The 12,896-nt window shown below is 53.6% G+C and carries 10 protein-coding genes; 8 read left to right on the plus strand and 2 right to left on the minus strand.

The genetic code is table 11. From position 1 onward, the window contains the following. Positions 1-18: 18 nt before the first annotated feature. Positions 19-660, minus strand: a complete 642-nt coding sequence (locus ACH50O_RS03940; RefSeq protein ID WP_446810738.1) for an RNA polymerase sigma factor — start codon at positions 658-660, stop codon at positions 19-21. A gap of 435 nt (positions 661-1,095) precedes the next feature. On the opposite strand from ACH50O_RS03940, the gene ACH50O_RS03945 reads away from it, so the two are divergent. The 5 genes from ACH50O_RS03945 (at position 1,096) to ACH50O_RS03965 (ending at position 6,564) form a co-directional block, all read left to right on the plus strand. Beyond that, positions 1,096-1,776 (plus strand): DVUA0089 family protein, encoded by a 681-nt coding sequence (locus tag ACH50O_RS03945; protein ID WP_446810739.1) that lies wholly within the window; start codon positions 1,096-1,098, stop codon positions 1,774-1,776. An 80-nt stretch (positions 1,777-1,856) separates the two neighbouring features. Further along, positions 1,857-3,485, plus strand: a complete 1,629-nt coding sequence (locus ACH50O_RS03950) for a DUF4331 domain-containing protein (protein WP_446810740.1) — start codon at positions 1,857-1,859, stop codon at positions 3,483-3,485. A gap of 72 nt (positions 3,486-3,557) precedes the next feature. After that, entirely contained in the window at positions 3,558-4,736 is a 1,179-nt protein-coding gene (locus ACH50O_RS03955; RefSeq protein ID WP_446810741.1) for a tetratricopeptide repeat protein, read from the plus strand. Next, a complete protein-coding gene (locus ACH50O_RS03960) occupies positions 4,733-5,860 on the plus strand; it encodes a HupE/UreJ family protein (RefSeq protein WP_446810742.1) in 1,128 nt (375 codons plus the stop codon). Before ACH50O_RS03955 ends, ACH50O_RS03960 begins: the two co-directional genes overlap by 4 nt. 302 nt (positions 5,861-6,162) lie before the next feature. Next, positions 6,163-6,564 carry a hypothetical protein gene (locus tag ACH50O_RS03965; RefSeq protein ID WP_446810743.1) on the plus strand — a complete coding sequence of 134 codons (402 nt, stop codon included), beginning with the start codon at positions 6,163-6,165 and terminating at the stop codon, positions 6,562-6,564. Positions 6,565-6,645: 81 nt separating this feature from the next. Here the strand turns inward: ACH50O_RS03965 and ACH50O_RS03970 are convergent, their stop codons facing one another. After that, on the minus strand, positions 6,646-7,188 hold the full coding sequence (locus ACH50O_RS03970; protein WP_446810744.1) for a peroxiredoxin: 543 nt from the start codon (positions 7,186-7,188) through the stop codon (positions 6,646-6,648). Positions 7,189-7,473: 285 nt separating this feature from the next. On the opposite strand from ACH50O_RS03970, the gene ACH50O_RS03975 reads away from it, so the two are divergent. The 3 genes from ACH50O_RS03975 (at position 7,474) to hflC (ending at position 12,842) form a co-directional block, all read left to right on the plus strand. Then, entirely contained in the window at positions 7,474-10,740 is a 3,267-nt protein-coding gene (locus tag ACH50O_RS03975) for a bifunctional diguanylate cyclase/phosphodiesterase (protein WP_446810745.1), read from the plus strand. Between the two features lie 162 nt (positions 10,741-10,902). Further along, a complete protein-coding gene (hflK, locus tag ACH50O_RS03980) occupies positions 10,903-11,880 on the plus strand; it encodes an FtsH protease activity modulator HflK (RefSeq protein ID WP_446810746.1) in 978 nt (325 codons plus the stop codon). Next, positions 11,877-12,842, plus strand: coding sequence for a protease modulator HflC (hflC, locus tag ACH50O_RS03985; RefSeq protein WP_446810747.1), 966 nt, complete (start codon positions 11,877-11,879; stop codon positions 12,840-12,842). Before hflK ends, hflC begins: the two co-directional genes overlap by 4 nt. Positions 12,843-12,896 lie beyond the last annotated feature (54 nt).

A 12,896-nucleotide genomic window follows, 5' to 3' on the forward strand; every position in this document is an offset into this window, starting at 1 on the left:
GTTCGGTTATTCAAAAGGTTAATACGGCTCGGCGGCGTTTGCCGCCAATATACCTTGCAATGTTAATAGTGCGCGGCGGATATGCGATTTCACGGTGCCCAACGGCATGCCGCAGCACTCGGCGATTTCGTCGTGGCTCAATCCGCGAAAAAATGCCAAGGACAACAGCTGCCTTGGCGTCGCATCCAGCGTTGCCAGCGCGGCGTGCAAACCATGGCTTTGCTCGACCGCCATCAACAGGTTGGGCGGCATGGCGCTGTCTTCAGCTTGGATCAAGGCCAAAGTCTCCGGTTCCAACTCGCATTCCTCCGGTTCCAAGCTACGCAGCGCATCCAATGCCCGGCTGCGGGCGATCGTCATCACCCAGGCTTTGGCGCTGCCGCGTTCGGCATCGAACCTGGGCGCCTGGCGCCAGACCTGCCAAAACGTATCTTGAGCCACTTCCTCAGCCAATTGCGTTTGCCGCGTAATTCGTAACGCCAAGCCGTAAACCTGCGCAACTAATGCATCGTAGAGCAGGCTTAAGGCCGATTGGTCCTGATCGACGACGGCGGCTATCCATTCCTGAAGCAGCGCCTCGTCCAGCGCTGGCCGAAACGGTTTGTCGGCGTCCGCATTCAGCTCGCTTGCTTCGTCATGATCCTTATCCTGTTCTGTCATCGCGCCGCCCTGTTCCATTATGGGATATACGCCAGAAACGCTGATTCGGATGCAGCTTCTTTTGGCGTGCAGGCAATCGCTGCGACGGAACGCGCATTCTGTTTGGCGCCGAACCGTAGGCTCGGGCGATTGGTATGGTGCATGGCGACAGGCCTTGGCTGGGGGCGTTGGAGCTTCGCACTATAAAGCAGACCGTAGTACCGAGCAATTGGCGCATGCGCTCCGATCCGCCGCGTTATCGGCATTGTCAGGTTCTCTTGATCGGGGTCAATACGCATCTCGCCTATCCCTTTACCGATATTTCTTGTCGACCATGCATCCAAATTGAGATTTGCCGCGTATCTGTGATTGCAAGCGCCGGTGAGTGCTTCGGCCGCTTTGATTGCGAAACTCCAGGCCGCTTGCCAATTTTCATATCATTAGGAGGAATTAAACATGAAAAAAATATTAGCTATAGCGGCATTGGCGGGCGTTTCGGCGCTGCCCGTACCGACGATGGCCGCCTCGTTCGATTTTAACGGCAGCTTTGCGCAAGATAATGATGTCGTGCGTTTTGATTTCAGCCTCGGTTTGCCCGGAGCGGTGACCTTGTTCACCTCGTCCTGGCTGGGCGGCGGCTTCGATCCGATTTTAACGCTCTGGGATGCCGGCGGAAATCAAATTTTGGAGCAGGATGACGGCAGCTTAGGCGGTGCTCTGGTGTCGAATGGCGTCAATTACAACTACGGCGAATTCGACAGTTATATCGCCCTGAATTTGGCGGCGGGTAATTACATCGCCACCTTGACGCAATACGATAACTTTTCGCTTAGCAGCCTTTTGGCCGACGGTTTTCTGCGCGATGCCGATCCGGTGTTCACCGCCGCTTTTGGATGCTCCAACGGCCGCTTCTGCGAAGGTTCGTTACTGGACAGCAACAATAACCCGGTCGAACCCAACCGTACCAATGCATGGGACGTACATTTTCTGAATGTCGATAGCGCCAGCGTGGCTAGCGTGCCGGAGCCGCCAACTTGGATGCTGCTTGGCTTGTCCGGTCTGTTTTTATTGGGCGGTCGCTTCTCGGGCGCTAACGGTAGCCACGGTAAGCCGGCATCGACACGGGCACCCGCCTGACGCCCATTTGTCTATTTTGCGCGTATTAACTGTGCTGTCGCCGGCAATGCGCACTTATCTTTATTATAGGAATCAAAATTATGAAAACTCCAATTAACCACACACGCTGGCCGCTGGCGCTATGCATTGCGCTGGCTGTGATGCAACCGGTTCAGGCCGCCAACCACCGCGAAGCGCCGTTGACGGCACTCGATAACAAGGCCGACATTACCGATTGGTATGCCTTTGTCAGTTACAACGATCCCAGCAAGGTGACGATGATCCTGAATGTCGATCCCTTGCTGGAGCCCAGCAACGGTCCGAATTATTTTCCTTTCGATCCGGAAATTCTGTATGAAATGAAAGTGGATAACAATTTCGATGCCGACGAAGACATTACCTTGCAGTTCAGGTTTAAAACCGAAAATCGTTTGCCCGGCGTTTTTAGCGCATTTGTTGGCGCCGATAACGGTATTGTCGCGCCGGCCAATTCGCCGAGCCCGGTTGCTCCAGGCAGCTTGATCGTACCGCCTGCCATTACCGCGCTGGATGGCCCTGGCTCCGAAGGCTTGGGCTTGCGGCAGAGTTATACGGTCACGCTGATCAAAGGGAAGGGCGCCAGCCGGCAAGTTATCGATTTGACCAATCAACAAAAACTTTATGCGGTTCCCTCCAACGTCGGGCCGCGCACGATGCCCAATTATCCGAATCTGGCCAGTCAAGGCATTTACGACTTGGGCGGTGGGATTAGCGTATTCGCCGGCACAGTCGACGACCCGTTTTATATAGACTTAAGCTCGACTTTCGATACCATCAATTACCGGACCGGCGCGTCCGGCGTGGGTGTGCCGGCGGTGTTTTCCGAAGACCAAAATATCGCCGAAGCCAAAAACTTCGCATCCGACGACGTCGCCGGTTTCAACGTCAATTCCATTGCCATCGAACTGCCGATTGCCTTGCTTACCCAAGACGGCAAGCAACATAGCGCCGGCGAAGCCTTGGCAGTCATCGGCACCTACGCTACCACCTCGCGGCCGCGCACCAAGGCTTATGCCGATAAACCCGGCGGCAAGCCCAAACTTGCCAATGCCTATGTGCAGATCCAGCGTATGGGTAACCCATTGGTCAATGAAGTGTTGATCGGTACCGGCGATAAAGACAAATTCAGCATGAGCGAACCCAAGGATGATGCCAATTTCGCCGGCTATGTGCTGGATCCTCTGTTGGCTAGAGCCGTCAATGCCGCATATGGCGGGGTAGTGCCGATTCCGACACCGCCGCGTGTGAATCCGGCCAATCCCAGTTTCGACTTGGGACCCTTGGTGTTTTATGCCGCACCGATTTGTCCCGGCTGTTCTCCGGCCCAGCGCGGGCCGGTGGCGGATCTGTTGCGCTTAAACACCGGCATAGGCCCGACGCCTTTAAGTGCGCGGAAACGTATGGCATTTCTGGCGGGCGATACCGCCGGCTTCCCGAATGGGCGGCGGGTATCCGACGATGTCACCGATATTTCCTTACAAGCGGTGGCCGGGGTGTTAAATCCGGCCTTCAACAGCTTTCCGAATAACCGCATCGCCGACGGCGTCAACGCTAACGACAGAACCTATCAGGAAGTGTTTCCTTATGTGGCCTTTGCCAATAGCGGTCGGCAAAGCCGCCATGTCGATCCGGGCGAGTCCGGTTGTTTCGACGCCGTTTCCTTGGCTGTGGGTAGCTGCCCGAATAACTAAGCAGCGTTTTAACGAGGGCAGGGGGCGGCTGCGTTCGCCCCCGAATCGATAAGCGTGCCGAAGGAGGCGTTAATGAAGTATTGGCTTAGTTTAAGTTTAATTTTGTCCGCGGCTGTATTCAGTAATGTGGGAGCACAACCGTATTTACCCAAGGCCGACGACGAAATAGTTGAGACCTTGCCGGCCAGAGGCGAGAGTTGGTTGGAAATTCGGTACTTGCGCAAACAAGTCGCGGCCCAACCAAATAATTTGGAACCGGCATTGGCGCTGGTACGGCGTTATATCGAATTGGGCCGCGCCGAATCGGACCCACGCTATTACGGCTACGCGGAAGCGGCCTTGGCGCCTTGGCTCGCAGTCGCGCAGCCGAGTGCCGAGGTTCTAACTTTGCGGGCCACCTTGTTTCAAAATCGCCATGAGTTTCCGCAAGCCCTGGAGTATTTGAATCGGGCCTTGGTGCGTCAACCACGCTTGGCGCAAGCCTGGTTGACGCGGGCGGCGATTCTGGAAGTACAGGGCAGGTACGCGGATGCCCTCAACAGTTGTTTACCTTTATTGAAATTGGCCGAGCCGCTGATCGGCCAAGTTTGTGTTAATTCGACGCTAAGTGTTTCCGGGCAGCTCAATGCCGCTTATCGTCAACTGGCGCAACTTGTGCCGGCTGCGGAACATGCCGAGCCGCAAGATAAACAATGGGCGTTGACGACGCTGGCGGAAATGGCGGAGCGTATGGGAAATGCCGATGCGGCTGAACAATATTACCAGCAAGCTCTGCAATTACAGCGCCGTAACGGTTATCTGTTGGCTACCTATGCCGACTTTTTACTGGAACAAAAGCGTTACTCGGAGGTGGTGGCATTGCTCGGTGACGATACACGCGCCGACGGTTTGTTACTACGTTTGACCTTGGCTGAACAGGCCTTGCACTTGCCAAAGGTCAATGCACATATCGACGCGCTGACCGCCCGCTTTGACGCCAGTCGGATGCGCGGCGATACCAGTCATCAAGGCGATGAGGCGCGCTTTTTACTGTATGTGTTAAACCGGCCCGAACCCGCATTGGCGCTGGCGCAAGCCAATTGGGCCGTACAGCGAGAGCCACGCGACGCCCGCATTCTGCTGGAAGCGGCGGTAGCCAGCGACAACACAAGACAGCAGCTTCAGCCGATGCTGACGTTTTTAGCGCAATCCAGGCTTCAGGATGCGCGGCTGCAAGTATTGCTGCAGCAGCTAGACGGAGGCAGAGCATGATAAGGCTGATATTAACAATCTGGCTGCTGGCGGCAAGCTTTAGTGCCTTAGCCCATAAGCCCAGCGATAGTTATTTGACGGTGCAGGTTGACGGGCGGCAAATCGCCGGGCAATGGGATATTGCCTTGCGCGACCTGGATTATGCTTTGGGCTTGGATGCAAACGACGACGGCAATATCACCTGGGCGGAGTTGCGTGAAAGCCGAGATGTGATCTATACCTATGCATTAAGTCGATTGCAGCTTGATATGGGTAAGCAAGCCTGTTCGCTACAACCTTCAAACTTACTGGTGGACGAACACAGCGACGGCCATTACGCGGTATTAAATTTTCAGGCGACTTGTTCGTCAACTTCCGGGCCTTTGTCGCTAGGCTACCGCTTGTTTTTCGATCTCGATCCGCAGCATCGCGGGCTGATAAGCGTGGTTCACGAAGGTCAAACCGATACCGCGATCTTTAATCCCGACCGCCAACTCACCGAGTTTGTGTTGGACGCCGATCCATCCTTGTGGCGGGTGCTGGCTCATTTTGGCGACGAAGGCATTTGGCATATCTGGATCGGTTTCGACCACATTCTGTTTCTGTTGAGCCTGTTACTGCCGGCGGCTTTGATTTGGGAAAAAGGGGCTTGGCTGCCTAAAGCCGGCTTTAAGCCGGTATTTTACGATGTGTTGGGTGTGGTTACGGCCTTCACGTTGGCGCATTCATTAACCTTGAGTCTGACGGTATTGCACTTTCTCTCACTACCGTCCCGCTGGGTGGAGTCGGCTATCGCCGCGTCGGTCGCGCTGGCCGCTTTCAACAATATTTATTCTGTATTTACAACGCGACGCACCTGGTTCGCCTTTGGTTTCGGCTTAATCCATGGCATGGGCATCGCCAGCGTGTTGCTGGATATGGGCTTGCCGGAAGCGCAACGCGTGTTGTCGCTTTTGGGCTTTAACCTGGGAGTGGAAGCCGGACAGTTAGTGATTGTCGGCGCCGCCTTGCCCCTGATCGCGTATCTGAGCCGTTATCGCTACTATCCGGCCTTGGTGTTGAAAATGGGGTCAGTGTCCATCGCCGGAGTTGCTCTGGTCTGGTTGGCGGAACGTAGCCTCGATTTTCAAATGTCGATCTGGTAAACCAAAGCATCGGTAGTGTTTTGCGGGAGCAGCGAAAATGGTCGTCCCGGTTGCGATTGCGCACCTCAGAATTTTCCGTAGAGATATTCTGAGGTGCTAAAGTTTGGTGAAAAGTGCTTAGCATATTGTTTTGTATCAGGAAATACTTTCTATTACTGCTAGTTCATTGAGCTAAAGCCGGGGGCTGGGAGTGTGGTACTGAGTACGAAATCTTGCTTGATTAACGATGACGGCCAGCAAAGTTATGATTTGTTGGTAAGCTACTCCGAATAAAACCCTAAATCCCGTCCACGGAGAAATTAATGAGTAACCTAATTCGAGTCACTGTCGCCTTGTTGTTAAGCGTGAGCGGCAATGCCGCATATGCTTACGGCAGCAGTCAGAGTTCGCATCACTGTGACAAACCGGTTTTTTCCGAGTTTCAGCCCGCGACAAATAAGTATCTACAATCCTTCACCGAATTTTCCTTGGTGGCATCGTCCAATACCACGCTCACGTCGGTGGTGATCAATGTTAACGCCGGCGAAACCAAATATCATTTCACTCCTAAAGAGTTACAAATTGCTCAACAACCCAGCGGCCGCTTGGAAATTAAAGGCAAGTTGGATCGTCCTATCGAACACGGTTTTGCGCGTTTAAGCATTACTGCTCATAGCAAACCCGGTTGCGAAAAAACCGAGGGTTACTTGGTCCGAATTCACTAACCGCCCGATTTTTAGTAAATGTCTTGTAGAGACGCCAAATTTTGCGTCTCTACAATTCGCCGACTGCAAAGGCTGAATTGGTTATGGGGCTAGCTGTAACTGTTCAAGCATCCGGGCGACGCGTTGCGCATCCAGCGCAGGGTCGACATCGTCGTCTATCCTACGTATTGTCAGGCTAGGATCTAAAATGAAAGTCCGGCGTTTGGCTAGATTCAGTATCGGCATCTTCACGCCGTACGCTTCCGTAACTGTGGCATCCGCGTCCGATAACAGCTGAAACGTTAATTGGTGTTGCCGGTGAAACTCGGCCAAATCCTGCAATTCATCGGTGCTAATGCCGTAAACCTCGGCATTTTGCCGGCGTATTGCTTGAATGGCATCGCGAAACGCGCAGGCTTGCGTCGTGCATCCCGGTGTCCCGGCTTTGGGATAAAAATACAACACGGTCCAGCCTTTACCTTGGCGGTCGGCTAAACTTATTTTAGTACCGTCTTGTGCCGGTAATTGAAACAGCGGTGCTTGCTGACCGGTCTGCAACGTGTCGGCTTGCGCTGTTGCGAGAAGCGGCAAACAAATTAAACAAGTCAGAATCAATCGGCCAAGGCTGGCATTGGATTTATACATAAAATAGCTCCGTAAGGCAGGATGTTGCAATGGCGGCTGAATTTAACAGCGTGATCACCATATTGCGTTTCAATCCGATTATTCCGTAAAAGTCGGGTGCCGCAATGGCGTTTCTCGCGGAAATTCCTAATCGAATCAGGGCGGATTTAAGCCGACAAGCCTAGCGGAATTCTCAGTGGCTGGGTGCTTATGGGTGTAGAATAATTTCAGTGGAACTCATGGTTCCCGTGATGACGCATATACAAGTTTGCATAAGTAAAATCAATTTCGACGCCTAAAAACGGCATGAGCACAAAGATGCGGCCCCTTTACTTTTCCCGGTTTTCTCGCAGCCTGTGGCTGACCTTGGCCGTGTTTGTGGTTTTCGCCATTACATTTGCGATATACGTCCGTTCGGAAAAGCAGATCGACCGCGTCAATGAAATACGCTTGCAATCCCATCTGCTGATGGACGAATTACGTCAGTCGTCGGACGATCTTTCACATATGGTGCGCGCTTACGTGGCGACCGGCGATCCTATCTACAAGCGTTACTTCCAAGAGATTCTGGATATTCGCGACGGCAGATTACCGAGGCCGCTTGATTATCAATATGCGTATTGGGATTTGATGATAGCCGACGGTCAGGCGCCCCAGTATTCCAGCGGTCAAGCCGTTGCCTTACTGGATTTGATGCGGCATGCCGGGTTTACCGAGGCGGAATTAGCGAGGATGGCGGAAGCGAAAGCCCATTCCGATGCCCTAACCAAGATCGAATACGCGGCAATGGCGCTTACCGAAGGCGATTCGTCCGTAGCCAAGCGTCATGAGGCCAGCTTATTACTACAGGATAAAGCCTATCATCAGGCGAAAGCCATGATCATGCGGCCGATCAGCGAGGCCTACCAGATGATGGAGGGCCGTACGCTCAAGGAAGTGCAGGCCAAGGAGTTTGTTGCTGTGGTATTGCGCGGCGTATTCGTAGTTTTCGGCATGATGCTGGTCTTGATGCTGTGGCGGGTCTATCGGACTTTGCATGTCATATTGGGGGCCTCGGTCGATGAATTGCATGCTCAGATCGTTCGTCTGGGGCGCGGCGATTTTTCGGAAAATATTCCGGTTGCTAAGGGCTTGGAAAATAGCGTGATGGCCTGGCTATCGGAGACCCGGTTCAAATTGGCGAATGTCGACGCCGAACGCCGAGATGTCGAGGCGAAAAATCTACGCCTGACCCAGTTGTACGCCGCTTTAAGTCAGTGTAATCAGGCTATTGTCAGGTGTACCAGCGAAGCTGAGCTGTTTCCGCAAATCTGCCGCGACGCGGTGATATTCGGTGGAATGACGATGGCTTGGATCGGTATAGTGGATGAAAGCAGCAAACTGATTAAACCGGTGGCGTCTTACGGAAACGGTACCGAATATCTGGATGGAATTGAAATAACGATAGATGAAGACTTGCCATCCGGCTGCGGACCTACCGGTACGGCCGTACGTGAAGACAGGCCGTTCTGGTGTCAGGATTTTCAGCACGATTCCGCGACAAGCGCGTGGCACGAGCGGGGCGCCAAATACGATTGGAATGCATCCGCGGCCTTGCCCTTACATTTGAAAGGCAAGACTATTGGCGCTTTTATGCTGTATGCGGACACCGAAAATGCTTTTGACGACGCCGCGCGTAAACTGCTGATGGAAATGGTCATGGACATCGATCATGCTTTAAACGGCTTTGAGCGCGAGGCGGAGCGTTTACAAGCCCGGCAAATGGAAAGCTTGCGTATTTTTATGCTTGAACGTCTTAACGGCGACGTACCGTTGCCGAATATTCTGCAGGACGTGGTCACTGAACTTGAGACGATGCTACCGGGTAGTCTTTGTTCGATTTTGCTTGTGGATGACGGTCAGCGCTTACGCATAGGTGCTGCCCCCAGTCTTCCGGATTTCTATAATCAAGCGATCGACGGCGCCACCATAGGCGCCGGACTCGGGTCCTGCGGCAATACGGCATTCACCGGGAAGCGGACCATAGTCGAGAATATCGCCGAACACCCTTTCTGGCAGCCTTATCTGCCGCTGGCGGAACAGGCTGGTTTGGGGGCGTGCTGGTCTGAACCCATCCTTTCCTCCGGCAAGAAAGTCCTGGGTAGTTTTGCCATCTATCAGCGCCAGCCCGCGGTGCCCGATAGCCATGAACTGCGCCTACTGGAGATGGTGGCGCACTTTGTCGCCTTGGCTATCGAACGCAAACAGGCCGAAGAACATATTTACTATTTGGCGAATTACGATCCGCTGACCGGTTTACCGAATCGCAGTCAGCTGGACGAACACTTGAAATATGCGCTGAGTTTGGCAAAGCGCAGCAGCGGCCATTTGGCGCTGATGTTTCTCGACCTCGATCATTTTAAAGATATTAACGATACGCTGGGCCATAGCGTCGGGGACGCGTTGCTGGTGGAGTTGGCCAATCGCTTGCGCGCGGTGTTGCGGGACGAAGATACCGTGACCCGCTTGGGCGGGGACGAATTCATTTTCCTGCTGCCGGGAGCGGGTGCCGACGGGGCTGCAAACGTTGCGCAAAAATTGCTGTATGCCATTGCCCTGCCTTGCCGGATCGAGCAATTCGATTTGACGATGAGTGCGTCGATCGGCATTGCACTGTATCCTAACGATGGCCGGGATTTGGAGAGCCTTTCCAAAAGCGCCGATGCGGCGATGTACCGAGTTAAAACCGAAGGCCGGCACGGGTACCGCTTTTTTACGCCGGAAATGCACGCCCGTGCCCAACGCAACCTGCAATTGGTCAATGCGCTAAGGCATGCCTTGGATCGCCAGCAATTTCATGTCTATTATCAGCCGCAAGCGGATATGCATAGCGGGCAAGTCATCGGTGCGGAGGCCTTGTTGCGTTGGCGGCATCCCGAATTTGGCATGGTTTCGCCGGCCGAATTCATCCCTGTCGCCGAGGATAGCGGGCTGATTCTGCCGATAGGGGAGTGGGTGTTACAAACCGCCGTGCGGCAGGCGAAACACTGCTTGGAGCAGGGCTTGGGGCCTTTCATCATGGCGGTTAATCTGTCGGCCGCCCAATTTAGTCATCCGGCGTTACCGGAGTTGGTATCTCGCATACTTGACGCAGAAGGTTTGCCGCCCGAGTATTTGGAGCTGGAATTGACCGAAGGGGTGGCGATGCAAAACCCCGAAGCCGCCATTGCGGTGATGGATAATTTGCATCATCGCGGTGTGCGCATGTCTATCGACGACTTTGGTACCGGTTATTCGTCCTTGAGTTACCTGAAAAAATTTAAAGTATACAAATTAAAAATCGATCAATCCTTCGTCCGCGACATCAGCACCGATTCGGAAGACAAGGCCATCGTCAGCGCGGTGATCAGCTTGGCCGGCAGCCTGGGTTTGCGCACCATCGCCGAGGGCGTGGAAACCATAGAACAGCGGGAGTTTTTGCGCGAACAGGGCTGCCAGGAGCTACAAGGTTATCTATTCGGCAAACCGATGCCCAGCGACCAATTTGAAGCGTTTTTACGGCAGAGCAGCATGAATGCCGAGAAGGTTTTCTAGACAGAGGGTTTAGTCGGATCGCGGAGATCGCCCTCATTTAAACGAGTCAGACCACGCCAAATTGACGAAATGCCCGACTGCGTTCATGCTTGACCGCCGAATGCCGGGTTGTCTAGGGATTTGCTTTTCCCTATTTCTAGCCGATTTAACAGGAGCTAGCTCGTGAATGACGTTCATCCTATTTTCAAAAGCCTGCCCGAATCGTTGCCGATTTCGCCATTGGCGATATTGACGGTTGTTACTGTACTGGTTGGTGCGACGATGTCGTTTTATACCATTCCGGCCGAGTCCGAGGGTATTGTGCTGCGTTTTGGCGAATACATCGAAAAAGTGCCGTCCGGTCTACACGCTAAGTTGCCGTTCGGCATCGACAATGTCATTACCGTTGCGACTCAGCGTCAGCAAAAGCTGGAGTTCGGTTTTGCTTCGCCGGGTTTTACCAATCCCGATCAAATCGGCGACGAACCGGCTTTGGAAAAATCGATGGTGACCGGCGATTTGAATTCGGCGTTGGTCGAATGGATCGTGCAGTACCGGATTACCGATCCCGAGAAGTATTTGTTTGACGTGCGCGACCCAGGCCTGACTTTAAGGGATATTTCCGAGGCGGTCATGCGCGAAGTGGTCGGCGATCGTACCGTCGACGAGATTATTACCATAGGCCGGCAGGAGATCGAGGAAACCGTTTTGGCGCGTGCCCGTATGTTGGCCGACCGCTATCAGCTAGGGGTGTCGATCAACCAAGTACAGTTGAAGAATGTCAACCCGCCCGAACCGGTGCAGCCTTCTTTCAACGAAGTGAATCGGGCGCAGCAGGATCGGGAAAATGCAATTAACCTGGCCAATGGCGAATATAACAAAGCCGTGCCGCGGGCGCGCGGCGAAGCGGATCAGAAAATTCGCGCCGCCGAAGGTTACCGGTTTAAGCGGATTAACGAAGCCGAGGGCGATGTGACAGCCTTCAATCAGGTTCTGGAGCAATATTTGAAAGCACCGGACGTGACCCGCACCCGAATTTACCTGGAAACCATGGGTGATGTGTTGCCGCAAGCCCGGCAGCAGATTATCGTCGACGATACCGTGCAGCAGATATTGCCGATGTTGCCGTTTCCCGGTCAAACAGCGGGGGTGACGCCATGAGTTCCCCGTTAAGAGTTTGGGCATTAATTGCCTTATCGGCATTTCTGCTGATGCAATCGACTTATACGGTTAATCAGGCGGAGCAAGTCATCATCACCCAATTCGGTAAACCGGTCGGCGAGCCGGTTACCAGCCCCGGCCTACATTTCAAAATCCCGTTTACCCAGCAGGTCAACAGCTTCGACAAACGTTACCTGGCGTGGGACGGACCGATGGTGGAGATGTCCACGAAGGACAAAACTTATGTGCAGGTCGATACTTTCGCGCGCTGGCGGATCACTCAGCCTATGCAGTATTACTTGCGCTTGCGCGACGAGCGTAGTGCGCAATCCAGGTTGGAAGACATTTTGGGCAGCGAAACCCGTACCGCGATCGCCCGCCACGAGTTAATCGAGGTGGTGCGTTCGGATAAGGATCGTAAACCTTTGCAGGACGAGAGCCTGGGGCCGCTGACCGGCGAAGGGACGATAGGCGTGTTGCGGCCGATACGGGTGGGTCGGGCCGCGATTGAAAAAGACGTATTCGATGCGGCGGCGCCGAAATTGGCTGAGTTTGGTATCGAACTGCTGGATGTGCGTTTCAAACGTATTAATTACAACCATCAGGTATTGGAGCGAATTCATCAACGGATGATCAGCGAGCGCTTGCAGATTGCCCAGCGCTTTCGTTCGGAAGGCGAAGGCGAAGCGGCGCGGATTAACGGCAACAAGGAGCGCGATATCAACGAAATCGAGTCCACAGCCTATAAACGCGTTCAGGAGATTCAAGGCGAGGCCGATGCCAAGGCCACCGAGATTTATGCCAAGGCTTACGGACAGAAAGCCGAGTCCGCGGAGTTTTACAAGTTTTTGAAGAGTATGGAAACCTACCGAAAAGTGATAGACGGCGAAGCCACTATCGTGTTGTCGACAAATAGCGATTTATTTGGTTTGTTGAAGCGGGTGGAGCCAAAGAACCGTTAAGAAAAATCGATTCGGAATCCATAGCCGATGGTCTTTAAGCGAAGATTAAGTTGC

The organism is Methylomonas sp. 2BW1-5-20, assembly GCF_052474515.1.

What these genes read in the sequence shown, in the direction of transcription:
- ACH50O_RS03940 (WP_446810738.1), bottom strand. Translation starts at nt 660, where the DNA reads ATGACAGAACAGGATAAGGATCATGACGAAGCAAGCGAGCTGAATGCG.
- ACH50O_RS03945 (WP_446810739.1), top strand. Translation starts at nt 1,096, where the DNA reads ATGAAAAAAATATTAGCTATAGCGGCATTGGCGGGCGTTTCGGCGCTG.
- ACH50O_RS03950 (WP_446810740.1), top strand. Translation starts at nt 1,857, where the DNA reads ATGAAAACTCCAATTAACCACACACGCTGGCCGCTGGCGCTATGCATT.
- ACH50O_RS03955 (WP_446810741.1), top strand. Translation starts at nt 3,558, where the DNA reads ATGAAGTATTGGCTTAGTTTAAGTTTAATTTTGTCCGCGGCTGTATTC.
- ACH50O_RS03960 (WP_446810742.1), top strand. Translation starts at nt 4,733, where the DNA reads ATGATAAGGCTGATATTAACAATCTGGCTGCTGGCGGCAAGCTTTAGT.
- ACH50O_RS03965 (WP_446810743.1), top strand. Translation starts at nt 6,163, where the DNA reads ATGAGTAACCTAATTCGAGTCACTGTCGCCTTGTTGTTAAGCGTGAGC.
- ACH50O_RS03970 (WP_446810744.1), bottom strand. Translation starts at nt 7,188, where the DNA reads ATGTATAAATCCAATGCCAGCCTTGGCCGATTGATTCTGACTTGTTTA.
- ACH50O_RS03975 (WP_446810745.1), top strand. Translation starts at nt 7,474, where the DNA reads ATGAGCACAAAGATGCGGCCCCTTTACTTTTCCCGGTTTTCTCGCAGC.
- hflC (WP_446810747.1), top strand. Translation starts at nt 11,877, where the DNA reads ATGAGTTCCCCGTTAAGAGTTTGGGCATTAATTGCCTTATCGGCATTT.